18 protein-coding genes are annotated in these 25,676 nt (G+C 37.6%); 13 read left to right on the top strand and 5 right to left on the bottom strand.

Annotation, left to right across the window (positions count from 1 at the left end):
* Positions 1 to 11 precede the first annotated feature (11 nt).
* The 3 genes from RI844_RS07615 to RI844_RS07605 all read left to right on the top strand — a co-directional run bounded on the left by RI844_RS07615 (position 12) and on the right by RI844_RS07605 (position 1,622).
* Entirely contained in the window at positions 12 to 266 is a 255-nt protein-coding gene (locus RI844_RS07615) for a YfhL family 4Fe-4S dicluster ferredoxin (RefSeq protein WP_348397848.1), read from the top strand.
* Between the two features lie 103 nt (positions 267 to 369).
* Positions 370 to 741 (top strand): ribosome recycling factor family protein, encoded by a 372-nt coding sequence (locus tag RI844_RS07610; protein WP_348397847.1) that lies wholly within the window; start codon positions 370 to 372, stop codon positions 739 to 741.
* An 83-nt stretch (positions 742 to 824) separates the two neighbouring features.
* Complete coding sequence (locus RI844_RS07605) at positions 825 to 1,622, top strand: enoyl-CoA hydratase-related protein (RefSeq protein WP_348397846.1); 798 nt, start codon at positions 825 to 827, stop codon at positions 1,620 to 1,622.
* Positions 1,623 to 1,719: 97 nt separating this feature from the next.
* Here the strand turns inward: RI844_RS07605 and ettA are convergent, their stop codons facing one another.
* On the bottom strand, positions 1,720 to 3,402 hold the full coding sequence (gene ettA, locus RI844_RS07600; protein WP_348397845.1) for an energy-dependent translational throttle protein EttA: 1,683 nt from the start codon (positions 3,400 to 3,402) through the stop codon (positions 1,720 to 1,722).
* Between the two features lie 370 nt (positions 3,403 to 3,772).
* Here ettA and RI844_RS07595 point away from each other — a divergent pair, with 370 nt between their 5' ends.
* Positions 3,773 to 5,188, top strand: a complete 1,416-nt coding sequence (locus tag RI844_RS07595; RefSeq protein ID WP_348397844.1) for an arylsulfatase — start codon at positions 3,773 to 3,775, stop codon at positions 5,186 to 5,188.
* Between the two features lie 14 nt (positions 5,189 to 5,202).
* Here RI844_RS07595 and RI844_RS07590 read toward each other — a convergent pair whose 3' ends face one another.
* Positions 5,203 to 5,847, bottom strand: a complete 645-nt coding sequence (locus RI844_RS07590; protein ID WP_348397843.1) for a glutathione S-transferase — start codon at positions 5,845 to 5,847, stop codon at positions 5,203 to 5,205.
* Between the two features lie 180 nt (positions 5,848 to 6,027).
* Between RI844_RS07590 and RI844_RS07585 the strand changes: the two genes are divergently transcribed.
* A complete protein-coding gene (locus RI844_RS07585; RefSeq protein WP_348397842.1) occupies positions 6,028 to 8,355 on the top strand; it encodes a peptidase U32 family protein in 2,328 nt (775 codons plus the stop codon).
* A 105-nt stretch (positions 8,356 to 8,460) separates the two neighbouring features.
* On the opposite strand, the gene RI844_RS07580 is transcribed toward RI844_RS07585, so the two are convergent.
* The gene (locus tag RI844_RS07580; RefSeq protein WP_348397841.1) at positions 8,461 to 10,419 is read right to left on the bottom strand and encodes an alpha/beta hydrolase family protein; all 1,959 of its coding nucleotides are present in this window, start codon (positions 10,417 to 10,419) and stop codon (positions 8,461 to 8,463) included.
* 366 nt (positions 10,420 to 10,785) lie between these two features.
* Here RI844_RS07580 and RI844_RS07575 point away from each other — a divergent pair, with 366 nt between their 5' ends.
* A complete protein-coding gene (locus RI844_RS07575; protein ID WP_348397840.1) occupies positions 10,786 to 11,814 on the top strand; it encodes a hypothetical protein in 1,029 nt (342 codons plus the stop codon).
* Between the two features lie 74 nt (positions 11,815 to 11,888).
* On the opposite strand, the gene RI844_RS07570 is transcribed toward RI844_RS07575, so the two are convergent.
* Positions 11,889 to 12,755 (bottom strand): prohibitin family protein, encoded by an 867-nt coding sequence (locus RI844_RS07570; RefSeq protein ID WP_348397839.1) that lies wholly within the window; start codon positions 12,753 to 12,755, stop codon positions 11,889 to 11,891.
* A 190-nt stretch (positions 12,756 to 12,945) separates the two neighbouring features.
* Between RI844_RS07570 and RI844_RS07565 the strand changes: the two genes are divergently transcribed.
* The 6 genes from RI844_RS07565 to RI844_RS07540 all read left to right on the top strand — a co-directional run bounded on the left by RI844_RS07565 (position 12,946) and on the right by RI844_RS07540 (position 22,943).
* A complete protein-coding gene (locus RI844_RS07565) occupies positions 12,946 to 13,344 on the top strand; it encodes a DUF6627 family protein (RefSeq protein ID WP_348397838.1) in 399 nt (132 codons plus the stop codon).
* 141 nt (positions 13,345 to 13,485) lie between these two features.
* A complete protein-coding gene (locus RI844_RS07560; protein ID WP_348397837.1) occupies positions 13,486 to 14,355 on the top strand; it encodes a PA2778 family cysteine peptidase in 870 nt (289 codons plus the stop codon).
* A gap of 268 nt (positions 14,356 to 14,623) precedes the next feature.
* The gene (locus RI844_RS07555) at positions 14,624 to 17,335 is read left to right on the top strand and encodes an ATP-binding protein (protein WP_348397836.1); all 2,712 of its coding nucleotides are present in this window, start codon (positions 14,624 to 14,626) and stop codon (positions 17,333 to 17,335) included.
* A gap of 257 nt (positions 17,336 to 17,592) precedes the next feature.
* Positions 17,593 to 19,914 carry a hypothetical protein gene (locus RI844_RS07550; protein WP_348397835.1) on the top strand — a complete coding sequence of 774 codons (2,322 nt, stop codon included), beginning with the start codon at positions 17,593 to 17,595 and terminating at the stop codon, positions 19,912 to 19,914.
* 408 nt (positions 19,915 to 20,322) lie between these two features.
* Positions 20,323 to 20,928 carry a phosphatase PAP2 family protein gene (locus tag RI844_RS07545; protein ID WP_348397834.1) on the top strand — a complete coding sequence of 202 codons (606 nt, stop codon included), beginning with the start codon at positions 20,323 to 20,325 and terminating at the stop codon, positions 20,926 to 20,928.
* A 221-nt stretch (positions 20,929 to 21,149) separates the two neighbouring features.
* The gene (locus RI844_RS07540) at positions 21,150 to 22,943 is read left to right on the top strand and encodes a thiamine pyrophosphate-dependent enzyme (RefSeq protein WP_348397833.1); all 1,794 of its coding nucleotides are present in this window, start codon (positions 21,150 to 21,152) and stop codon (positions 22,941 to 22,943) included.
* A gap of 104 nt (positions 22,944 to 23,047) precedes the next feature.
* Here the strand turns inward: RI844_RS07540 and RI844_RS07535 are convergent, their stop codons facing one another.
* Positions 23,048 to 24,520 (bottom strand): sigma-54-dependent transcriptional regulator, encoded by a 1,473-nt coding sequence (locus RI844_RS07535; protein ID WP_348397832.1) that lies wholly within the window; start codon positions 24,518 to 24,520, stop codon positions 23,048 to 23,050.
* Between the two features lie 205 nt (positions 24,521 to 24,725).
* Here RI844_RS07535 and RI844_RS07530 point away from each other — a divergent pair, with 205 nt between their 5' ends.
* Positions 24,726 to 25,478, top strand: coding sequence for a hypothetical protein (locus RI844_RS07530; RefSeq protein ID WP_348397831.1), 753 nt, complete (start codon positions 24,726 to 24,728; stop codon positions 25,476 to 25,478).
* The last annotated feature ends 198 nt before the right edge of the window (positions 25,479 to 25,676 follow it).

Here is a 25,676-nt window from a genome sequence, read left to right as displayed (position 1 = left end):
TGCGAATAAACATGGCTTTAAAGATTTTAGATACCTGCATTAATTGCGATATGTGCGATCCGGAATGTCCGAATGAAGCTATCACCTTAGGTGATGAGATTTATGAAATAGATCCAAATAAATGCACCGAGTGTGTTGGTCATTACGAAAAAGCGCAATGTGTAATTGCTTGCCCAATTGACTGTATTAAACCTGATCCTAATCATGTTGAATCTGAAGAAGACTTACTAGTAAAATGCTATGAAATGCATGGTATTCCAGAATAATCAATTGAGAGCTAAAAATTCAAACCCACTGTTTATAGGTGGGTTTGTTGTTTTATCATAGCTTGATATACTCACTCTAAACTTTAATTAAGAGACTAAGTCTTTGCCAGCTACACACCATATATTACTACCTTCGTTTTTACGCCGGGCAATGCGCGCGTTCGAGTTGAAGGCTTTGGTGCGCACATCCGGCTGTGAACTCAATCGTATTGGCCGTTCTCGCAACTGGCGCTTAACGGCTGACCGAGAGCAGATGACTGCAATCATTGAACTTGTACGAAATTCTGAAGAAGAAACGTGGCAATGGTTAGTTAAATTGATTGAAAAAGAGCGGGGGAGTTTTACTCACGCTGAAATACTAAATCTAGTAAAACGCAATCCTGGTATAAGTGTTACTGAATTAGTTATTCTGGCAAATTGCACTATTGCCGAAGCAAGAACCGCAATTGATGAATATGAATGGTCAGATGAATAATTTTTTATGCTATTAATAAAAATTACAAATTGAATTTTACAACAGGTATTATGAATTCATTATTCATTACATAAGAAAGTAAAATGTCATTACCTCAATTAACCGACAGTATCCTATCGTTAAATAATAAAATTGTAACTCTAACTTTTAATCGCCACGATTTAAGAAATGCGCTAACCAGTACCCAAATCGCTGACGACATTGTTGATACCGTTACTTGGATTAATAAGACTAAAGACATAGCTGTGTTGATAATCACTGGTGCCGGTTCGGCGTTTTCATCGGGTGGCAATATTAAAGATATGGCTAACCGCAGTGGCGACTTTGCAGGGGATGTGAGCGAACTTGAAAATAGATATCGCCAAGGTATCCAACGTATCCCACTTGCCATTCAAAAATGTGAAGTGCCAGTAATTGCCGCTATTAATGGCCCGGCAATTGGTGCTGGTTTTGATATTTGTAATATGTGCGATTTACGTATTGCCTCGAGCAAAGCTAAGTTTGGCGAAACTTTCGTAAATTTGGGCATAATTCCAGGTGATGGTGGTGCCTGGTTTATGCAAAGAGTTATTGGTTATCAAAAAGCGGCAGAATTAACGTTTACCGGAAAAGTGATTGATGCCAATGATGCACTGGATATGGGCTTAGTGCTAAAAGTAGTAGAGCCTGAGCAGTTGATGATTGCCGCCAATGAGCTGGCCGCTGAAATTGCTAGTAAACCTACCGCAGCACTGAGAATGACTAAACGGTTAATGAAAATGGCGCAGCGCACCGAATTACCTGACTTTTTAGATATTTGCGCAGTATTTCAAGGCATGTGCCATAACAACCCTGAACATCTTGATGCTGTTAATGAGTTAATGGAAAAGTTGGCGAAATAAAAATGTCCTTGCTAAGTGAATAGCAAGGGCATATTTTTTAGATCCTGAAACAAGTTCAGGACGACCATTGGTCGGTTTCTAGTCTCTCGTTTTTTACTTACTTCGCAATACGCTTGTACTTAATACGATGTGGCTCTGTGGCCGCTGGACCCAGAGTTTTCTTCAACCATTCTTCGTAATCAGTAAAGTTACCTTCGTAGAAATTCACTTGCCCTTCATCGCGATAATCGATGATATGAGTAGCAATTCTGTCTAAAAACCATCGGTCATGAGAAATCACCATGGCACAGCCAGGGAACTCTAAAATAGCTTCTTCAAGGGCACGTAAGGTTTCAATATCCAAGTCATTGGTTGGCTCATCCAGTAGCAATACATTACCACCTGTTTTAACCAGTTTGGCTAAATGTACGCGGTTACGTTCACCTCCAGATAACTGGCCAATTACTTTTTGTTGATCGGTACCTTTAAAGTTAAAACGGCTTACATAAGCACGGGCAGGAGTTTCATAAGTACCGATTTGAATGATTTCAGCACCTTCAGAAATTTCTTGGTAAACCGTTTTACTATCATCCATATCGTCACGGAATTGATCAACAGAGGCAAGTTGTACTGTATCACCAACGGCAACAGAACCAGAATCTGGTGTTTCAGCCCCCGAAAGCATTTTAAATAATGTTGATTTACCCGCGCCGTTTGGACCAATAATACCAACGATCGCGCCTTTAGGTATAGAAAAGCTTAAATCGTCAATTAATACACGCTCGCCGTATGCTTTAGTAATGTTTTCAACATCGATAACTTTGTCACCTAAACGTGGTCCAGGTGGAATATATAATTCATTTGTTTCATTACGTTTTTGGTTTTCGTTACTCGATAACTCTTCAAAACGTGCCATACGGGCTTTCGATTTAGCTTGGCGCCCCTTAGGATTTGAACGTACCCAGTCAAGCTCGTGCTTAATGGTTTTTGCTAGTGCATTTTCGGTACGTTTTTCTTGTTCTAAACGGGCATCCTTTTGTTCAAGCCAATTGGTATAGTTACCTTCATATGGAATACCATGACCACGGTCTAGCTCTAAAATCCAGCCAGCAACATTATCTAAGAAATATCTATCATGGGTGATGGCCACAACGGTACCAGAGTAGTCATGTAAGAAACGCTCTAACCAGGCAACCGATTCAGCATCTAAATGGTTAGTTGGTTCATCAAGTAATAACATATCTGGCTTCTCAAGAAGCAAGCGACAAAGTGCTACGCGGCGACGCTCACCACCTGAAAGTACTTTAATTTGTTGATCCCATTCAGGTAAACGCAGGGCATCGGCAGCACGTTCTAATACGTTATCAATATTGTGACCGTCATGAGTTTCAATGATTGCTTCTAACTCGCCTTGCTCTTTGGCAAGGGCATCAAAGTCAGCGCCTTCTTCTGCGTACTCCATATAAACCGCATCTAAACGAGCTAAAGCATTTTTTACTTCACTAACTGCTTGTTCTACACATTCACGTACTGTTGCTTCTTCATCAAGTTTTGGTTCTTGTTCTAAGTAACCAATTTTAGTTCCTGAAAGTGCTTGTGCTTCACCTTCAAATTCGGTGTCAACACCGGCCATAATACGTAAAAGCGTTGATTTACCAGAGCCATTTAAACCTAAAACACCAATTTTAGCACCTGGAAAAAATGAAAGTGATATATCTTTTAAAATTGTACGTTTAGGTGCTACAACTTTTGAAACGCGGTTCATCGACATGATGAACTTATCTGGTAACGGCTGAGCCATGGGAAAACCTTTTTATTTTAAAGCAAAATTAATTGCGGTTATTTTAAGTTATTAAGGGGATATTAAGCAAATGGGTTTTTGTTTTTAATGTTTGGCTTACCATTTTACAGCTATAACTAATGTAAACGTTTGCTGCTTAGTGACAGCGGATAAATCTAAGTAAATCCAAACGAGAAAATATCAGAATGTTGAGCTTTGATAAGTTAGAACCCAATAAACACTACCCAAATTGGGTATACAGTTTAGAGTTTTTTGCCTATACCTTATTGGATATAAAGTAAAAAATAGCACTATAACCCTATTGAAATTGCAAAGTCACAGAAAGCGGTTACTTGCAACATAGGCCTATATTCCCTTAAAGGAGACGGTGATGTCCAAGTACATTCGAGAAATGAAGATTCTGACATTTCTATTAATCCTTATTGTATTAATTCCTCAGACAATTGCAGCGCCAAAGAATGAGAGTAAGCCCAATATTGTTTTAGTGCTTATGGATAATTTTGGCTATGGGGAAATTGGTGTATATGGCGGCGGAGTACTGCGCGGAGCCCCAACGCCCAATATTGATAGTATTGCCGCACAAGGTTTACAACTCACCAACTTTAATGTTGAAGCAGAGTGCACGCCATCGAGAGCCGCATTGATGACTGGTCGCTATGGTATTCGCACTCGACAAACTCGAGATGGTGCTCCCAGGGGGATATGGTACGGGATAACGAAGTGGGAGATCACCTTAGCTGAAATGTTGTCAGAGGCTGATTACGTAACGGGGATGTTCGGCAAATGGCATTTGGGCGATGCCGAAGGGCGTTATCCTACAGATCAAGGGTTTGATGAATGGTATGGTATCCCCAACTCTTCGGATCAAGCCTTCTGGCCTGATAGTGCTAGCTTTCAAAAGGACGCTGGCGTTAAATTTACCCACATTATGACGGCAACAAAAGGTCAAAACCCGAAAAAACTTGAAGTTTATGGCCGAGCCAAACGTGCGACTATCGATCGAGAAATCACAGATCAGGCCATAGATTTTATCAAGCGTAAGGCTAAAGCTGAAAAGCCTTTTTTCGCCTATCTGCCCTACACGCAAACCCATGAACCGGTCGATGCCCACCCTGACTTTAAGGGGAAAACGGGAAATGGAAGTTTTGCCGATGTTTTGGCACAAACTGATACCTATGTCGGTGAAGTCCTCGATACCATTGATAAGCTAGGACTTAAAGATAACACTATCTTTATCTTTACTTCGGACAATGGTCGTGAAGGTATAAAAAGATCTTTTGGATTCACCGGACCTTGGCGAGGCGCCATGTTTTCTCCCTATGAAGGCTCCTTACGGGTTCCTTTTTTGATCCGCTATCCGATGAAAATTCCTGCCAAGCAAGTATCAAATGACATTGTCCATCTGATCGATGTATTTCCCACTTTAGCTAAATTTACCGGCGGTGATATCCCACAAGATAGGATACTCGATGGTGTTGATCAATCTGATTTTTTTATGGCAAAGTCTTCGAAGTCCGCTAGAGAGTCAATGGTCATATATATCGGTAATGAACTTTTTGGCGTGAAGTGGCGCAATTGGAAGATGCTTATCAAGGAAATAGATGAAAAGAGTTATGCGATCCTAAACATGGCTTATCCATCAATCTACAACCTGCTGGTAGATCCAAAAGAAGAAGAACCTGAAGCTTTTTATCTCGATGATACTTGGGCAGACACTCCCTTATGGCAGGTGATCGAAGATCATCTAGCATCGATTAAAAAGGATACTGGCACGCCGAATCCTTAGCTTCTATTTCATTGTTAACCAGTAAAGACTGTGATTTCGCTATTTTCTGACCACAAAGGGTATTTAGCCATCACCTTGGTAAACATTGCGCTTTGCAAGTATCGATTAAGCCATCGCTTTACATTGGGGTATGGTGATTGCAGATACCATTGACGTTCTATTTTGGCAAATTGACGAATAAAGGGCAGCAGGGCGATATCGGCTAAGCTTTCTTTTTCATCAATAATATAGTCATGATCGGTTAAGCGCAGCTCTAAGTCTTTTAAATATACTTCGCATGCTTGTCGACATTCACTTAGGTTACTTTCGTGATATCGTTTCGCGCATTTATATTGCTCTAAACATGTTTTAAATTCATCATCAAATTGGTGAATTAAGTTCAAAATATCAGTTAATGAGTTTTCACCGTGCAGTAAGTCATCTGGATCACTTTCATTAAGTGCCCATAACATCACATCTAAACTTTCATCAATTACGTGCTCTGACGTTAATACTAAAATTGGCACCGTGCCTTTTGCTGATGCGCTGATCATTGCTTTTGGCTTATTGGTCAAAACAACATCGCGTAATTCGATGGGCTGTTTTGATTTGTATATTGCTAACCGGGCACGCATTGCATAAGGGCAATTTCTTAAAGAATATAAAACGGGTAATGTCATGTGTGCTTCTTGTTAATGAAAGTTGCTTGTATATCTAGCTTAGATAATTAGCTCTTTAACGAATAAGCTTACTTTATCGCTATTCAGCCATGAAATATACGGGTAAAATCCCCGCATCGAAATAAACTCACACTATTATTAGCAAAGTTGTTGGCTAAGTAACGATTATAAGTTGTATAAATGAATCCTAAAATTGAATTATTAGCACCCGGTGGCGATGTTGACGCCATTAAAGCAGCCATTATTGCCGGAGCTGATGCCGTATATTGTGGTTTAGATATGTTTAATGCTCGTAACCGTGCGTCTAATATATATTTTGATGAACTTGTCGGCTTAATTCGTTTAGCACATCAGTATCAATGCCAAATATTCTTAACACTTAATATTGTTATTTTAGAACGCGAATTTAAATCGCTAGCTAAATTATTAAGCAAGCTAGTAAATACCTCTCTCGACGGTGTTATTGTGCAAGATATAGGTATGTTTTACATTCTTAAAAAACATTTCCCTACATTAGATATTCATGCATCTACGCAAATGACCACCCATAATATTGGCCAAATAGCATTCTTAAAAAAATTAGGTGCATCACGGGTTAATTTATCAAGAGAATTAAATTTACGTGAAATAACCACAATGGCAACCGCGGGTCGCGAGCACGATGTTTTAACTGAAGTATTTGTGCATGGCTCACTTTGTGTGGCATTTTCAGGACTCTGTTATTCAACGTCTGCAAGTGTTGGTAATTCAGGTAACCGAGGTCGTTGCAGTCAAGCGTGTCGTGAAGAATATGAAACCACACCTGCTGGTAATAACTTTCCATTAAATATCAAAGACAACTCAGCATTTTTTGATTTACCAGCGTTAATCGATGCGGGTGTTCATTCGTTCAAAATTGAAGGTCGTATTAAGGGTGCAAGTTATGTGCATACTGTGGTTGATAGTTTTAGAAAACAAATAGATGGCATTATTGAAACCGGTGAATTAACTCAAGATGGTGAGCGCCTATATAAAGTGTTTAATCGTGATTTAACCAATGCCTTTTTGCGTGGTGATTTAAACCAGTCCATGTTTATTGAAAACCCACGTGATAATTCAAAAAATTATGCGATAGACGCCAGCAATGCTATTTCTGTCGTGCAAATTCAAGAAGTAGAACAAAGTCTTAATAAAGAAAAAGATCAAATATCAGCAACAGTGTTCGACAAAATAAAGTATCTTAATATTGATAAAATATTACTAAGTTTAGTGTTTTCTGGTGAAGTAGGGCAACCATTAACGGTTACCGTTACCACTGATCAAAGTGCAATGCTTAGTTTGTCTGATGAACGAACTAAAAACACTTTTGTTGTGAGTTCTGAGGCACTATTAAGACAAAGTGAACAAGCCGGTATTGAGCAAGCGACTATTGAAAAGCGTTTTAAAAGTTTAGGCAACGCAGAGTTTGATTTAATCGCATTGAATATTGAAGACTTAGCTAGCAATGTAAGCGTTCCATTTAAAGCGCTTACGGCTCTTAAAAATGAAATTTATTCATTACTTCATAATCAAAAAGCAATACCAGAAGTTCAACTGCCAAAACTTGCAAGACACGCCAAAGCTAAAATCACAAGCACAGTTGCGAAAGCATCGGACGAACAAGAAAAACGTGCAAAACTCTCCATTCTCATTTGTGATGAAGCCGACTTAGCGTTAGCTGATGTTACTGATGCTGATATTTACTTTAAATTACCTGACGCATATAAACGCGGTTGTACAAAGTATGTTACCTTTTTACAACAAAACCCTCGTTTGATTCCCTGGTTCCCAGCGGTATTAATTGGTAAAGATTATGATGTTGCGCTAAATATTTTAGAACAAGTTAAGCCTGAACTTATCGTTACCAATAACACCGGAATCGCGTATCGAGCTTATGAGTTAGGCATTAAGTGGATTGCTGGTCCATTTTTAAATACAACAAATTCTTATGTACTTTTAGCGATGCAAGAGGAGTTCGATTGTAGCGGCGCGTTTATTTCGAATGAAATTAATAAACAGCAAATTCAAACCATTGCTCGTCCTAATAATTTTAAAATGATGTATAGCATTTATCATCCTATTTTATTGATGGCCAGCAGACAGTGTTTCTTCCAGCAAAGTGTCGGCTGTGAAAAACCAAGAATTGATAATGGCTGTATGTTGTCTTGTGACAAATCAACCAGCATCACAAATCTTAAAGGTGCATCATTTGCCATTGATAAGCAAAAAGCCGGTTACCCAAGTATTTATAATCAAGATCAGTTTTTAAATCCTGAGATCATTGATGATCTTGCCGACTTATTTGACGGCTTTATGATTGATTTAACGAATATCGGTGCAGGTGATAAAGAATCACCAGACAAGCCACAACTGATTAAACAATTTGAACAATTGCTCAGTGGTGACTCCTGCGGAAACTTACCTGCAAAAGAAACACTAAAGTCTATGGTGCCAGAGTTTACCAATATTCAGTATTACAATGGTTTGTAGCTTAGGAGCGCCTAAATACTGAAGTGACCCCAATAGTTGGAATATCCAATTACTGGGGGCTTTTTATTGTGTTGTTATGAACTAGGTCTACACGATGATACAGAGCTAAATTAAGTGCTTATCTAAAAAGCTAACAACCTTTTTCATATAAGCTTTTTGGTTTTCAGGGTTGAAGAAACCATGCCCTTCTTTATCTAGAATAAACCATTCATAGGGTTTATTAGCCTTGTCTAAAGCTTCTCTTAAGCGCTCAGCATGCTCTAAAGGAGCTCTTTCATCTTCTTTGCCATGAGCCAACAATAAAGGTACATCAATTCTGTCGACATAATTTACTGGTGACATGCTTTTAAGTTGTTGCTGATCAGAACCTAAAACCTGGTTTAAATAGCTCAAACCAGAGCGACGTTCTTGTATGTCTCCTTTATCAAACATCAGTTCTAAATCATAAATGCCAGCATTAGCAATTGCACATTTATATGTGTCAGGATATAACGTCGTACTTTGAATTGCTGAATAAGCGCCAAAGCTAGCCCCCATAATGCATACATTGTTGGCAATCGCTTTATTTTGTTTAACTAGCCATTGATAGCCATCATGAATATCTTGCTGTGTAATACTTCCCCAAGCTTGATGTCCTGCACTTTCAAAGTCATGGCCATAACCACCTGAACCGCGATAGTTAATTTGCAAAACGGAATAACCATTGAGCGCCAGGTATTGAACTTGACTTGAGAAATTCCAGTAATCACGAACACCATGAGGTCCACCATGTACTAATACGACGACTGGCGCTATTTTGTCTTTTGTTGTGGCTTTACCTTGGGTGAAATAACCATCGATTTTTTGGCCGTCTGCGGCTTTGAATTCTATTGGTTCAACTTGAACAAACTCGGACGTTTTTATCTCTGGTTTATATTTAAATAAAAACATTAATTTATTCTGTTTTTTATCAAATAGAAAGATTTGGCCAGGGTCAACGTCAGATGAAACATAAACCACATAAAAGTTACCATCTTTAGTCTTACTGGTTATGCTGATTTCGCTGTACGGAAAAGATTTGATTAAGTCTTTATAGACTTTTGCTTCTTCAAGTTTACTATTTAATATTACATAGGAAGGGTAACCATCATCGAGCTTAACCGCATACACCGAGCGACCATCTGTGGTCATCTCAACGCTTGTAATATTGACTTCCTGATCGGTGAAAAAGTTTTTATATGAATAATCTTCCAAATCAAGTTTAAAGACACCCCTCAAATCTTGCTGATGATTATCGAGACTATACAAATATTTACCTGATGCACTTATCGCTAGTGGGTTTATATTGGTACCGACTATATCGCTGTCGATTAGGTGCCACTCATCTTCATTTCTAATGTATAGTTTTTCCTGATCATTTTTATCGGTACCTACAACAGCTCGTAACTTCCCTGAAGTATCTGTCAAAAACCTAGCGAATGGTACCGGAGAGGTTGCTAATTTTTTTCTTGTTACTCCTGAATAAATATTAAGCTTGAATACCGAAGGTGTGCGTTCACCAGTTTTACTCATAGGAGTAGAGCTAATTAAAATGTGTTTTTCATCTTCAGGTAAAATATCAATGATGTCAGCCCAGCCCATTGTGCTTTTCTTCTTTTTTATTGCTGAACCCGTTTGCATCTCTCCTGATTGATAGCCATAAATCATCTCGCCTCTTGAACCGTCATAATTAACGGCATATAACTCACCATAGAAAACAGGTTTTTCAAGCCAACCTCTACGTTTCACCATATTAATTACAACCCGTTCATTGTTAACCCATTGGTAATCTCCAACCTCATATTTTCCTGAAAATTTTGCTCCTCCCACGATAGTGAACGTTTTCATTTCAAAAAATACTAATGATTGTTTATTTTTGCTGAGTACTGATACTGCTAAGTGTTTTCCATCGGGAGAAATTTTTGCATTTTGATATTGACCATAATCAAAAAGTTTACCCCATTGATTTGCTTGGCTTGGTAACGTGAAAAGTAACACGCTACAAAAGAGTATAAAACAGGTATTTAGTTTCGCTTTAATAATCATTAAAATCCCTTTTAAAATTTGCAGTTTTGTTGTGTTTTAAAAATAAATTCTTTTATTTACATGTGTCTACAATGACTTTACTTTAAATCGTTATAGGAAGGAAGTGAATATTTTTACCACGTATATACAGCACTTGTAATCTCTAGATATGTATTTTTAACATCTATCTGCAATCTATATTAAGCAACGTTAAAAACTGAATGAAAAGTTAAATTTTTACCAAAAGGATATAGATAAAAGTTGATTTGTTTTAGTCTTAAGCTATAACTTATATACTAGATGAGTATATACAATAATAAGACTTTATCCTTAAAATTTAAGTAGTTAACAGTCTTTTTGGCCAGTGTTTATTTGTAGGGATTCAAAATGTCAAAATCATCACCTCATAATCAACGTCAACTTCTTAATGTGTGCATTACATTGCTTTTAACCTTATGCGTTTCTGCATGTGGTGGAGGCGGTGGCGGGGGGGACACTCCAAAAGTTAATAACCAAGCATCAACAACTAGCATTGACAGCGGTAATGCTATGCAAATATTAGCAGAAGTAAGCGCAGCTGTTTTAGGCACCGACAACTTAACTAATTCTGTAGACTTCTCTAATTCAAATGTGACAGTAGAAATGAATATGAGTAACCCTACCGCCATGCATGGTGCCAGTGTGACAAGTCAAAAAGCGTTAGCTGGTATTATTATAAATTACACACCAATAGGCCCTGAAACCGTCGATTGTTATGTTAGTGGTACACAGAAGATCTGGGGAGATCTTAATGATGTAAACACATTAACGGCAGGAGATGTTTTAAATATAGAGTCTAATATGTGCGATGACGGTTACGGTGAGGTTATCGATGGCTTATTAGAAATGACAATTGTCAACATTGATGGTGATATAAATTCATTAGAATTTTTGCTGGAAGTTGAGGTGAAATTTGCAGACTTAATGACAACTACTGACAGTGAAAGCATAAGCTTTGATGGCGATATTAGTATGGTAATTGATACCCTTGCTCCGCCTCTAGAAAAGCTTGAGGTTTCAGGCAACAGCTTTTCAATTAATTTCGATGATAAAGCTGTAACTATGAGCAATTTTTTAGATACTTTTATTGTTGATACGAGCACGTTTCCAATAGCTTGGGAGCAGAGTGCAAAGGGCAGCCTAACTAGCAGTGAATTTATCGGCACAGTTAATTATGAAACAACACTAACACTTATGGGGACAGGAGGGAGCTATCCTCATTCAGGAGAGCTACTTGTAACTGGCGCAGATGGCGCGAGTTTAAAGCTGATAGTCATTGATGCCGAAAATATTCAAATTGATGCGGATTACGATGGTGATAAAGTGATTGATGAAACTACCTATATTACTTGGAGTGAACTGGAAGGAAATAGTTAATATCATCTGCATATATCATTTAAAGAAGATTAAACGCTAATATCCTACTACCTCTAGCATATTAGCGTTTCTAGTTACTTGTTACGCATATCTAAAATTGGCATATTTTGCCCACCAAGCATTGTCGCAGGTAGTTTTCCATCCCAATTTTGAGCTTCTGTTAATTTAACAATTAAAGGGTTATCACCAAGGGCTTTAGCTTTTGCTGTTATGGCTTCGGCTTCCGCTAAACCTTTGAGTTTAATTGCTTTTGCCTCTGCAATTGCAACCAGCTCTATACCGTCTGCTTGTGCTTTAGCCGTATTAACTGCACGCTGAGCTTCAAGGTTTTGTCGAGCTAATTTGTGTTTTTCAGCTGCGGCTAAGTTTTTCTCTGTTTGTTTTGTTTCAATCGATGTTAGGTACTTTGACGGAAGTTGAATATTTTCAATTTGAATGTTATCAACACTAACTGGGAAATCTTTCATTTCTTCAATGAAATTTACTTCTATAGCTTGTATTGCACTTGCTCTGTCTTGTATTAGCTGCTCGGCATCATATTTTGGAATAACATCTTTTGTTGCTGATCTAAATCTGGGATCAAGAATTCTTGATTCAAATTGACTTAAACCACCATATTGACGGAATAAATCTAACGCGGCAGATTTATCTACAGTCCAGTTTACTGAAACGATCACGGTTACTGGCATCTGCTCTTTAGTACTCGATGCCATTTTTTCTTCATTTTTACGTGTTCTAACTTCTATTTCTTCAACGCTGTCTATGAATGGCATTTTAAAGTGTAATCCAGGATTCACTTGCTCTTTTGCCTCACTGAAACGCTTTACTATACCAATGTGACCTTCATTTACTGTATATACGGAACCGAAAAGAGCAATGGCAGTAACAACTGCACCAGCAATACTTTTTACAGGGACCTTAAGTTTTTTAACTTCGTTCATCTTTTACCTTTTTTTAGTTATTAACTTTCCAATGTTATTTTTCCGAATTAGCTTAACATGTTGAATGAAGTAATTCACAAACAGGTAACCAATTACTTAAACTTTCTAGCAAATTTGCAAATATCAATTAAGCTTATACCAAGTCTATTAAGTTATTTCTTATCAATAATAACAATTTGGAAATGAGCAAATGGTAAATTTTATACATTCACAAAAACTCGCTAAGCTGATGATTTATCTCGTTCTGTTGTTTAACTTTCAAAGTACGGCAGTGCAAGCTGGCATGGTAAGCACTAACGCAGTAATTGAATTAGATTCGCAAAGTTTCTCAACCAACGATTTACTAACTTCCTTAAACACTGAACAACTTAAGCAACAATTAGTTGCTATGGGCGTCGATACTGATGCCCTTGAACAGAGGATTGCGAGCTTAACCAGTGAAGAAATTTCGGTACTAAATAATGAGATAAAAAATCAACCTGCGGGTGCTGGCGTAGCAGGATTATTAGTTACCGTATTTATTGTTTTTGTGATCACTGATGCCGTTTGCGCAACCGACTTCTTCACCTTTGTAAAATGTGTTAACTAAGGCCAGGCATTGCTCGTATTCAGTAAGCTGACATTTTCAATACTGCTACTGTGCAGCTTGATTACTGGTTGTACTAATCGGGCAGAATTACCCCAATCTGATAACCTGCAATTGTTAACTAGGGATGTCCATCTTAAGCATGTGCCTTACTTTACGCAGCAAGAAAATCAATGTGGCCCTGCAGCTTTAGCAACTTTATTAGTTCATCGCGGTATTGATGTTAATGTTGAGCAGTTAAATCAACAGTTATACATACCAGCTAAAGGCGGGTCTTTAGCTATAGAATTAAAGGCGCAAGCCAGACAGTATGAACTGTTGGCTTATGTGATTGAACCTGACATATTTTCCTTGCTTAGCGAATTAAATGCCGGCAATCCAGTAATTGTTATGCAAAACCTTGGTTTCGAATGGATGCCAAAATGGCACTTTGCCGTAGCTGTTGGCTATGATCTTGAGCATGAACAAATTCGACTAAGATCAGCTGACTCTCGCTTATATGAAGCCAGCTTGGGTTTATTTATAAAAACATGGCAACGAGCTAATCAATGGGCAATGGTGGTTATGCCAGCAGACCAAATGCCCGCAACGGCAACTCCTAAACCCTATTTGAAAGCGGCAAATGAATTAGAGCAAGTGGGTCATGCATTAGCCGCACAGCAAGCCTATAATAGTGCGCTATTAAAATGGGACAACAATAATTCCGCTTTAATTGGCATGGGTAATACTCATTTTGCTCTAGGCAATTTCCAACTCGCCAGTCAATATTTTGGCCATTTTATTAAACAAGGCTCTGATCCCGCAATTGGCTGGAATAATCTCGCCTTCAGTTTAGAAAAATATGGCTGTATAACTGCCGCACAGCAAGCTGTTGAGTGTGCCGTAGAACTTGCTCCACAACAGACTTTTTATGCTACTAGCATGAAGGAAATTTTGCAGTTAACATCAGCTAAGGAAAAACAAACAGATCACAACCGTTGTCCTAAAATTGACTGCCCAGCCTTGCCGTTATAGCAAGTGGATTACGGATCAAAATAAAAACTTTAATAGAAACGGATGTTTATTAGCCAAAAGTTTGTTTCTGATTGTTATTTTTCATATGATAAGCCAGCATAAATAACTGTTAGTCGTTATCTCTTTAATAAACAGTTCATTAAAATAATAATAAGGCGTTGTAGGTAGACTTATGTTCAGGTTTGTTAAGTTATTCATTATAGCTGTAATATTTTTACATCCTCTCAATGCAACCTATGCGCAAATAGAAAATTTTGAAAGAGTTTTATTGGATATTGAAAAAATTGAAGATAAAAATAGCGCAAATATAAAGCTAAAAAAACTGCTGTCTTCCACCGATGCGTCACCGACACAAACGATAACTCTTTTAACAAAAATAGCGTTAAACCATTTTTCTCTGGGCGATTTAAATAGCGCAATTTCCACAATTAAAGCTGCAGAGGCTATGGCTATTGAAAATAAATTACTACAAGCCAAAGCTGAGGCAACTAAACTTGTTGGCGTATTTAATTATTACAAAGGTGACTTCCCGCAAGCACTGTTTGCCTATCAACAATCTTTAGAGTTTTATTTAACCACGAATGAGTTAGTTAAGCAGGCGCATTTATACAACAACATTGGATTAGTGCAAATTAATACTGGTGATACTCGCGGCGCATTAACATCATATCAATTAGCAGACGCTATCTATCAAGAACATGGCAGCAGACTAGACAAGATAGATATTCGCTTTAATATTTCTGGATTATATATAACCTTAAAACGCTTTGATAAAGCGATTCAAATATTGCCACAAATTATAAGTGATCGAACGGAGATTGATGATAAAGCAGGCTTAGCGCTTGCCTATAGTGATTTGGGGTTGGCTTATAAAAGTGCAGGACAATTTGAACTGGCCGAGAAAAATACACTAAAAGCGTTGGCATATTATGAGAGTAAAAATGAAGGCTATCACATAGCTTCACAGCATAATAACCTTTCTGCTTTGTATAATGAGACTGGCCGTGTTGATAAAGCGATTGAATTCGGAAAGTCTTGCGTGCAGTTAAGTGAAGAGTTTGACCATCAAATTGCCTTAGGTAATTGTTATTATGAATTAGCAATGGGGTATTTTTATAAAGGTGACTATGCTCAATCCCTAGTCTTTACTGACTTATCAAATTATATCGCTGTTTCTAGTCAATATAAGGCTTTATTGAATGGTAATTTGGCGTTGTATGCGTTACTTAAAGCCGCTCAAGATAAACCTCGAGAAGCGATTGATACTTATCAACTGTTTCAACATGAAAAAGATAAAGATGCTAACCAAGCGCTTAATGAAGAGTTGGCCATATTTGAGTCTAAACAACTTGTTCATCAAGTTAAACAGCTTCAGCAAGCTAAAGAATTACAATTATTGCAAAGCTCTCAGGATGAATTAACCCGTAATTTTATAATTGTCGCTTTTCTATTAATGTTAGGTGTCGTGTTTTTCTTTTATCGTCGCAAAAAAGAATTAATCACTAAAAGTCTGTTAGCTACACAAGTTAGAGAACGAACCTTTGAACTTGAGCAAACCACTAAACAGTTACAACAAGCGAATAAAATCAAAAGTCAGTTCTTGGCGAATATGAGTCATGAAATTCGTACTCCTTTAACTGCTGTCCTCGGCCAATCTGAAGCTATCATCAATGGTGAAGTTGAGCCGGTTGATTTAGGCCAAGAAATAAAAGTCATTCAATCTAATAGCCAGCATCTTTTACAAATAGTAAATGACATACTTGATATCAGTAAAATAGAAGCTGATAAATTGGAATTAGATGTTAGCGCCCATGATATTAGCGAGCTTTGTGTTGGCTTAACGAATATGTTTACAGAGCAAGCGAAAAAGAAAAACTTAGCGTTTAAAGTTAACAATAATCTACCTATGCCATGTGCGGTTAATATTGATTATTTGCGTTTGAATCAAATATTAATAAACCTTTGCTCTAATTCAATTAAATTTACTCAACAAGGTGAAATTATTGTTGATATTAGTTTGGCAAATAACAACCTAGTGTTTACCGTTTCTGACACTGGTATTGGCATGAACAAGCAACAATTAAGTAAAGTGTTTGATAGCTTTGTACAAGGCGATAACAGTATTAATCGGCGGTTTGGCGGTACGGGTTTAGGCTTATTTTTGTCTGGCCAACTAGCATCCATGATGAATGGTGAAATTAGTGTGCAGAGCGCTTTTAAAAAAGGCAGTACGTTCACCTTTACACTGCCATATTCGCCTGCCGATATGGCCTTTATAAGACAAGCAACGCGATCTGCATTAACAAGCGTAAATACTAAGCTTAAAGGGAAAATTTTATTAGCGGAAGATCATGCTGATAATCGAAAGTTAATTACGCGCTTATTATCTCACCTTGGGTTAGATGTTGTCACTGCAGAAAATGGTGTTCAAGCTATTGAACAATACTTTATTCATCAACCTGAGCTTATATTATTAGATATTCAAATGCCCGAAATGGATGGCATAGAAGCGTTAAATAAGCTACGCCAACAAGGCTGTGAAGTACCAATCCTTGCATTAACGGCAAATGCTCTGGCACATGAAATAAGAGAATATTTACAGCAAGGTTTTGATGGCCACCTTAAAAAACCGATAGAGCGTAATGTGTTTATTAGTACCATTAGTCATTATTTTAGCACTAATATAAATGCCCTAGAATTTGAAAGCACCTTTAATGAGGTTGATATTTCCGATTTGGTTGCAGCGTTTAAAACTGACTTGAGCAAAGACAAAATGTCACTGGTTAAATATCATCAAGAACATGATATTAAACAATTTTTACATTTAGTACATAGGCTTGCAGGAGCAGCGGCAATGTTTGGTTTTCAAAAAGTATCAGACATAGCAGTTGAATTAGAATCAGAAATCGTAGCAAACAATACTGCCCGAATAGATGCGCTACTGACGCAAATTATTGTTGAAATAGAGCAAGTTGCATAATACCAATACCGATAATCTATTGGTATTGGTATACTTCATTAACCTTCCTTTTTAATGTAAAAATAGCTGCTGTTGACAACTTCAGCTATCCCCGGTATTCAACTAATTACTTCATAAAATTGCAAAATATATCATCAGATTGCGTTTTTAACTGATTTTTAAAAGTTAACCTTTAATTCAACTAAGCTAAATAACTACAAAAAAAATATCTGTAGCAAAGGGCTGTAGCTTACAGAATGATATTAAGGAATAACTTAATGAAATACACCATCAAAGTGTTAACTTCTTTATTTGTGATCTTGTTTCTGTTGGCTGGCTGTGACGGCGATGAACCATCTGCTGAAAACATAGCTGCTCACCTTAATGGTACTGACACCCCTTCTGATGCAACTACAACCGACACCTCTACCACTGATGATCCGACGGCAACAACGGTAGAAGAAATCATTAGTTTTTCAGTAGCGATAGCTGACAGCTCGGGTGTTGAAACCTTAAATGTTGTTACTGGTAGCCCAGTTGTTGTAAGTGCCACCTTACTCATTGATGAGCAGCCACAAGCTGGAGTATTAGTCGCTTTTTCAATGCAATACAACCTTGGTGTATTAGACCCTGCTATAGGCACAGTGTTAACTGATGAAAATGGCATCGCGTCTATAATTTTGAGTGCCGGCGAGCAAGCGGGCGCTGACACCATCACCGCGTCAGGTGGTGGTTTGACAGCAAATATGAACTTTTCAGTCAGCGCAGAAACCACTAATGTATCAATGTCTGCAGCGGTGGCTTCACCTGCATCGATTAGCGCTACAGGTACCTCAACGGTTAGTGTAGCAATCAATGATGTTGATAATGACACTTCTTATAACGAACCTGTAGTGGTGAATTTTTCATCAGTATGTGTTGAGGCCGGTTTAGCGACAATAGAGTCATCAGTTGTCAGCGTTAATGGTACCGTGCAATCTACTTATAAAGATATTGCCTGTGGACAAGCCGATACCATAGAAGTAAATGCGAAAGTAGGTAGTCAGCTGCTCAGCAGTAGCGTGGTTATTGATGTGCAAGATGCCACTGCCGGCAGCATTAACTTTATTGGCGCTTCGAATGAATTTATTGCCTTACAAGGTACAGGAGGAAGCGGCGGAGAAGTAACACGCAGTGAAACGTCGGTATTAACTTTTCAAGTACTCGATGTAACGGGCAATCCTGCCGCTTATGAAGAAGTTATGTTTGAATTGTCATCGCAAGTGGGCAATATTTCTTTAAACTATGCAAACGCACAAACCAATGCCGATGGCTTTGTTGATATAATTGTGCAATCAGGGCATGTAGCCTCAACGATAAGAGTTATAGCAACACTGGTTTCTAACCCTGACTTATCGACAATTTCAGATTTACTGGTTATCTCTACAGGTGTTGCTGATTACAACAGCTTTAGTTTATCTGTTTCTAATTTTAATCCTGAAGCTTGGTTAATCGATGGCATTAAAGTACAAGTTGTTGCGCATGTATCAGATCATTTTAATAATCCAGTACCCGATGGAACCGCAATCTCATTTAATACTGAATTTGGCCAAGTAGAACCTTCTTGCACGACTACTAATGGCAGTTGCGTGGTTGATTGGACCAGTTCAAATCCAAGAACGCCAATTCCCCCATTTAGAGATGCTGGTACCGAAACTAAAATGTTAGGTGATGGTAATGTATGTTTGAAAGCAGATGGTAGTGCATCAATGTTAAATAATCCTTTATATGCTTATCCTTGTTTTTATTCAAATGCCGAACAGGCAACCGCAGTTAGTGCAGCTATGCCTGGTGGCTTAGGTCAAGTGTATGGTAATCGTGTCACTATCTTTGCCCATTTAATCGGGGAAGAAAGCTTTGCTGATACCAATGGCAACGGTATTTTTGATGACGGTGAAGCATATACAGATATTCCCGCGGAAGGCTTTAGAGATGATAATGAAGATGGCTTGTATGCTGGTCGTTATAGTGATGGTACCTTAGAAAGTGGTGCTCAAGCGGCCATTGATGCTTGTTCATCTTCTACTGGCGTTGTCTGTGAGCAGCTTGGTGGCGATAATGAAGAGTATGTCGATTTTAATAATGACGGCACTTATGATGGCCTTGGTAATAATATGCTAAACAGCGTGTTATGTAATGAGCAAAGCGCAGGTTGTACAAGTGATTTATTACCGATTAGTAGGAGCATTACTATTTTACAATCAGGCTCATGGGCACATATTAGTATGATTGAAAGTGGCTTAGATAGAGAAGAAGCGACGAATTACTTTAATACCGTTGATATAAGTACTGGCGCGAAAACCATTGTCAGTTATGTTACCGACTTACATAACGGCCGTATGCCTTCAGGCACAACGATTAGTTATTCTGCAGGGATAGGCGAAATTGTCGGTCCAAGTAGTTGTACCGTATTAAATTCTAGTATGCTTGGTTTTGAAGGTTGCTCGGTTGTAATCAAACGATCTGTTGATATAGGTGAGCCAGATTCAGGTCCATTAACCGTTACCGTCAAATCTCCGGCCGGCGCGGTAACTAAACAATCGATTCTATTAACAGATTAGTTTAGAGTTTAAACCAAGCGGTAAACGCCAAGCTACTAGCTTGGCTTTACTTATATTGAAAAATTAATTTGTTTCATTAATAGTGAAAGTGACCGCACCGTCTGGTGCAGTTAATGAACGGTCAATTCAGCTTCAAGATTAAATATCTTGTCAAATTTGTAGCCCTCTAGTTATTCCTAGCGATTTTTATATCCGATAAGAAAAATCCACACTCACCTACATTTATGTTTGTTGTTAGAGCTAATTTGTACATTTAATAAAAATTTTGGTTTCATGAGTTTAATAAGTAATTTTAAATCAACGTGTTAGTTATTTTGGTAGATTTGGAATAGATTTTGCTTTTATACAAAGACCACAGTGGTGAATCAAATATACCATTGTAATCTTTGTATGAAGGAGGCTGTGCCCATGAACATTATAAATGTTTTAATGCTACTGACTTTAGCGGTAATAATTATTCTTGGTGGTTATCAAGTATATTTTTTTCCACAAAATCACCCAATTAGAAAAGCACTTGTTTATCCAAATAGGTTTGATGATCTAATTCCATTTAAACCGCATTTTATTTGGATTTACTCTTTTATTTATTATCCATTTATCGTTTCTATTGTACTAGCAGTGAACAGTGTAAGTGAATTTGTGTATGTCAGTATCAGCTTTCTAATTCTAATTTTTGTGCATGTGATCTTTTTCTTTTTATTTCCGGTAAGCACGCCAACAAATTGGCGAAACTACGACAAAGATAAGAATTTAAGTACTAAGTTTTTAAATTTTGTTCAAGGGTATGATAAAGCATCAAATTGTTTTCCCAGCATGCACGTTGCCATTGCAACACTATCGGCCGCACATTTAACTTATTTATTGCCCCAGTACGGAATATACTTTTATTCAATTCCACTGTTGATCACGTTAAGTTGTTTATTTACCAAGCAACATTACATATTAGATACCCTAGGAGGCGCAGTTACAGGTAAAGTAGCATTTTCTTTATACCTGCTAGTACAAGCGAGTTAGAAGTGGTCATTTATGCACAACGTTTATCTCTGCAGGTAACAGGGCTTGCGAGAACACTGTGTAAAATATTCTTTCCAAATAGCTAAGTGAATTGAAAAGTGTCTAAACGCTATTGTCTAAATTATTGATACAGCGCAACGTTACAAATTTACTATCGACGAAAATAATCCCTACTTATTTACAACATAATAACAATAAAGTATCACTAGCTAGGGGGTAGCATGACAGAAATAAATACACATTTTCAAAATAATTTTGGTGAGCAATACGCAAATACATTACCAAAGTTGGGGGATGCGCTTGTTGAAGTATTACAGTTTTTTGGCTGCGATCAATTATATGGTGTTGGTGGTGATTTTGCCGCAAACTTAATTGCCGCTATAGACTCTGGAATTACGCTTTCGCCATCAAGTAATGAGATGCATGCTGGCTTCAATGCCTGTGGACATGCCGAAGTTAATGGTATTGGTGTAGCCCTCACTACCTATACAGTGGGGAGCTTACCATGTACCAGCGCAGCGGCTTTGGCGATAACTGAAAAGTTGCCAGTCATATTTATTTCAGGGGCACCGGGCGAAAGTGAAATATCGACCCATACCATACATCACACCGTAGCTTCTTCTTCTACCTGGCGGGCAAATTATGATTGTGCATTAGAATCATTTCGAGCGCTGGGAATGAAAGCAGAACGTTTGCAAGGCTCTCGATCAACGAGCCAACCAAATATGGCGGCAGAGCGTTTTTTTCAGCTAGTGGCACACGCTTATTTAAATAAAGAACCTGTGTTTATAGAAATTCCAAGAGACTTGGTTTCTCAAAAAACTCAAGCTATTACATTGCCAGAAAGTTTAACGCAGCTAAACCGTAATAATTTCGTCTTGCATGGTGAAACACTTATTGCTAGCCATATATTAGAAAAATTAGATGCGGCTAAATATCCATTAGTCTTTATTGGTGAAAATGTAAAACTCAATAAACAACTGCGCTCGCAATTAATGGAATTTTGTCATAAATATAATATTCCTTACGCGACTACCTGGTTAGCAAAAGGTCTATTCGACGAATTCGAACCGCTATCGCTTGGCACCTATAATGGAGTATTCAGCTTGCCTGAAAACCGGCATTACATTGAACATCAGGCTGATTATATTATTGAAGTAGATACCAGCATTCATGCTCAAGATACAAACTCTGCATTTAATACTGGCACCCATCAAATTGACTCTTTTGAAAATAAAACCACCATTAAAGGTACGGTCCAAAACCAGCAGGAAATCATTAATATTTTTGCTCATTTATTAACGGCAAACATTAAAACGTTTGATATAACTCTGCCGGCGAAAACAATACATAAATTTGCTGATCAAGAAAAGTTTGATTTCCATAATCTTTCCGCAGTGCTAAATAACATTCAAGCAAAAACAGACAAGCCATTTGTTTATATTCCTGAAATTGGCAACTCATACTTTGCTTCTTATGGATTAATCACCAAACAAGCAAACATCGGCAGAAGTTGGGTTACAAATCCTTGGTATGCAGCTATGGGCACTAGCTTGCCTTACGCGAGAGCGATTTGTAATGAAATAAAGCAGCAAGCATCAGATGATGTTGCAGTGTTGATCACCGGTGATGGTGGTTTTCATTTTCAACTGAATGAATTAATCCATCTGCAAAAAGATCAGTCAAAGCTAATAATTATTTACATGAGAAATGATATTTATCACCTCGGTAAAAGTGGTGAAGGTGATATCTATCATTGTTCAACGCCTGACTTTGATGTACTTAAGCTTGTAAGTGCCTATGGCGGAAAAGGCTATCACTGTGAAACTGTAGGGGAGTTTAGCCAAACGTTTGAGCAAGCGGTTATTGAAAACAACGGCATAACTTTAATTGAAGTGCCTGCCGATACAGATCCTCAATATCAATGCCATGAAATTAAAATGTTGAATTTGTATATTCAGGCCAAAAATGGCAACCCTGAAGCTATGCAGCAATGGCAGAAAATTAAACGATAATTAGGATATATTCATCAGCCTTAAAAGCAATATTCTTATGTTAACAATATAACCAGATTAGGTTTGGTTATATTGTTAAATTCCTCCTTTGATCTGGTGTTTATCTATTCACCCGTGACGTGCTTTTTAACCGTTCTTCGGTCTAAATTAGTTTTTAAGGCGACGGCTTCGTAGGTATTAAGTTGTTCATATAAATTTTGGCAATAGCGTCTGGTTAATTCCTTTAAATCGATATTCGAATCAGCCATCAGTTGCATGATATTATCTACTTGGTTATTGGGTTGAACTCGCAGCGTATCGCCGTGATAACTGCCCCTGAGAATAATTCTGCGAATGGCTTGTTCAAGCTCGCGTACATTGCCTGGCCAGTGGTAATCACGACTGACGTGTTTGTTTAATGACTCAATAACCAATGAGACAATATTTTCATCTTCCTGATGGCAAATTCGTTTTACTAACTCACGGGTTAAGATCACCAGCTCTCCAGGGGATTCTGACAAGCGTTGCCTTAAGGTGGGGATTTCAATAATGTCTGAACACAAGCGATAATAAAAATCGTCTCTTAATTTTTTGTTCTGACGGAGCTCTTGTAATGGTTGGTTTGCTGCCGCAATTATCCGACCATGAAACGCTTCTGCTTTGTGGCTACCCACTGGTGTAAACACACGCTCTTGTAGAACCTTTAATAGTTTTATTTGAATATTCTCACTAATGTCGCCTATTTCATCAAGAAACAGCAAGCCGTTAAGCTTACATTGGTTAAATAGTCCTTGGTATTGTTCAAAAGCGCCGGTAAATGCCCCTTTTTTATGACCAAAGAGTTCCGATTCAATTAAATTTTCTGAATACTGCGACAGGTTTGCTTCAACATAAATGTCTTGAAAGTTATCTCTAAAGCAACCGGTTTGTTTGTCATATAAAATATGTCCTGATAAGCCAATAGCTCTTGCAGCGGCGCCTTTACCTGTACCTGTTTCGCCGAGTAAGAACAGTGAAAAGTCTTCCATTTGATTCCACAAACTTTGGTGATAATTGGGCACATCAAAAGTAAACAAGTTATTCCATAACTCTACTCGTAGTTTGGCCATACTTGGGCTTTGTCCAACCAAACCATTATTAATGAATAAATACGCTCGCCTGAATTGATAATAAAGCTCAAGCAAACGTAACGATTCTTTTGCTGAAAAGCCACGTCGCTCTAATTGCACTAATATCTCTTGGCCTTTGGGAAACGCAAGGCTGGCATTTTTATTATCGGTTTGATGATTTATAAACTCATCAAAGTCATCAACAAAATTTAAATAAATAGCAACTATGTATGAAAAATAGATCAATCTATTTTCCATGCCATTGAAGTCACTTAACCGTTTAAAACCGCGTTTATCAAGTTTGTCGATATTTTCATTAAGAAGTGGCTGCAATCTCTTAAAAAAGTGAACATTGACATCTTTTTCAGGAAAGTAATTTTTAGAAATAAGATCGCTTAAAATTTTGCGTTCATCGGTAAATGGGTTTGATAACACCGCCCGGATGAATTTTGAAAAAAACGTATATTCTTCAGATGTTAAATTTTGCATAGTTTCAACCAAGCACTAAAATTAGACTAACTGGTAAAAGTGTAGTTTATATGTACAATTTTGTATGTTTGTCTAAATTTAAATATTTAAAAGTTGGTTTAACAATTAAAATTCAAACACTTACAGCGCAAAGTTAAGTGGCATGAATAATGCTCCTATAGAGGAAGAAAAGTATTATTAATGAATCACTAGTTTAAGGTCGGTTATGAATAAAAAATATTTAATCTTGGGCAGCTTGGCGTTAGTCACTTTTTTATTGCTGGTGCCACCGTTGGCACAAGATCAGCAGTACCATCAATTTGCAGATCAACAAACTATGCTGTCTATTCCAAACGCTCTTAATGTAGTTTCTAACGTAGCGTTCTTCATAGTAGGTTTAATTGGTCTAATAGCATTGTTAAATCAACCAAACAAATACTGCGATCAAAATGTTTTGCCAAGTTATCAATTGTTTTTTATCGGCCTTATGCTGACGTTTATCGGCTCTAGTTATTATCATCTAGAGCCTAATAATTTTACTCTGGTGTTCGACAGGCTAAGTATTGCGATTAGTTTTATGGCGTTATTCACTGCGCTATTTGGTGAACTGGTGTCTTTAAAACTCGCCAATAAAATGCTTTTGCCATTAGAGTTATTAGGCATAGCAGGAGTTATATACTGGGGAATTAGCGAACATTTATCTTATGGCGACATGCGCTTTTATTTATTAACCCAGTACCTGCCATTAATATTACTGCCTATCATGCTAATTAAATATAAATGGCAATACAGCCACCAATCTTCATGCATATTTATTCTGCTGTTTTATGCATTGGCAAAAATTACAGAGGTTTATGATCAGCCTATTATGGAATTAACGAATGGCTTAAGTGGTCATACAATTAAGCACTTGCTCTCAGCGCTGTCAGGTTATTGGGTGTATTGGTTGCTGAAAAACAGGAAAATTAAACTGGAATGACTATCAACATCTCAGCCTATTTAGTTACTATCTTGTCATGTAGAACTGTAAAATTAAGTAATTTCTAAAATTTATTAACCTTTTTTCAAATTATTTTTATTTTCAAGTTCATTTTTTAATCACTGATTCATATAAGAAATTTTTCGTAGAAGTTCGCTAAGTTAATTTTTGTATGTTATTTGTACAAAAAATAACATT

It is taken from the genome of Thalassotalea fonticola (assembly GCF_032911225.1).
In the GTDB taxonomy this organism is placed as follows: domain Bacteria; phylum Pseudomonadota; class Gammaproteobacteria; order Enterobacterales; family Alteromonadaceae; genus Thalassotalea_A; species Thalassotalea_A fonticola.
Note: the sequence above shows the minus strand (reverse complement) of the source record. Positions and strands in the feature narration are given on the sequence as shown.

Excerpts from the sequence above, each read along its gene's own strand:
- RI844_RS07615 (WP_348397848.1), top strand. The coding sequence starts at position 12 with ATGGCTTTAAAGATTTTAGATACCTGCATTAATTGCGATATGTGCGAT.
- RI844_RS07605 (WP_348397846.1), top strand. The coding sequence starts at position 825 with ATGTCATTACCTCAATTAACCGACAGTATCCTATCGTTAAATAATAAA.
- ettA (WP_348397845.1), bottom strand. The coding sequence starts at position 3,402 with ATGGCTCAGCCGTTACCAGATAAGTTCATCATGTCGATGAACCGCGTT.
- RI844_RS07595 (WP_348397844.1), top strand. The coding sequence starts at position 3,773 with ATGTCCAAGTACATTCGAGAAATGAAGATTCTGACATTTCTATTAATC.
- RI844_RS07590 (WP_348397843.1), bottom strand. The coding sequence starts at position 5,847 with ATGACATTACCCGTTTTATATTCTTTAAGAAATTGCCCTTATGCAATG.
- RI844_RS07585 (WP_348397842.1), top strand. The coding sequence starts at position 6,028 with ATGAATCCTAAAATTGAATTATTAGCACCCGGTGGCGATGTTGACGCC.
- RI844_RS07580 (WP_348397841.1), bottom strand. The coding sequence starts at position 10,419 with ATGATTATTAAAGCGAAACTAAATACCTGTTTTATACTCTTTTGTAGC.
- RI844_RS07575 (WP_348397840.1), top strand. The coding sequence starts at position 10,786 with ATGTCAAAATCATCACCTCATAATCAACGTCAACTTCTTAATGTGTGC.
- RI844_RS07570 (WP_348397839.1), bottom strand. The coding sequence starts at position 12,755 with ATGAACGAAGTTAAAAAACTTAAGGTCCCTGTAAAAAGTATTGCTGGT.
- RI844_RS07565 (WP_348397838.1), top strand. The coding sequence starts at position 12,946 with ATGGTAAATTTTATACATTCACAAAAACTCGCTAAGCTGATGATTTAT.
- RI844_RS07550 (WP_348397835.1), top strand. The coding sequence starts at position 17,593 with ATGAAATACACCATCAAAGTGTTAACTTCTTTATTTGTGATCTTGTTT.
- RI844_RS07545 (WP_348397834.1), top strand. The coding sequence starts at position 20,323 with ATGAACATTATAAATGTTTTAATGCTACTGACTTTAGCGGTAATAATT.
- RI844_RS07540 (WP_348397833.1), top strand. The coding sequence starts at position 21,150 with ATGACAGAAATAAATACACATTTTCAAAATAATTTTGGTGAGCAATAC.
- RI844_RS07535 (WP_348397832.1), bottom strand. The coding sequence starts at position 24,520 with ATGCAAAATTTAACATCTGAAGAATATACGTTTTTTTCAAAATTCATC.
- RI844_RS07530 (WP_348397831.1), top strand. The coding sequence starts at position 24,726 with ATGAATAAAAAATATTTAATCTTGGGCAGCTTGGCGTTAGTCACTTTT.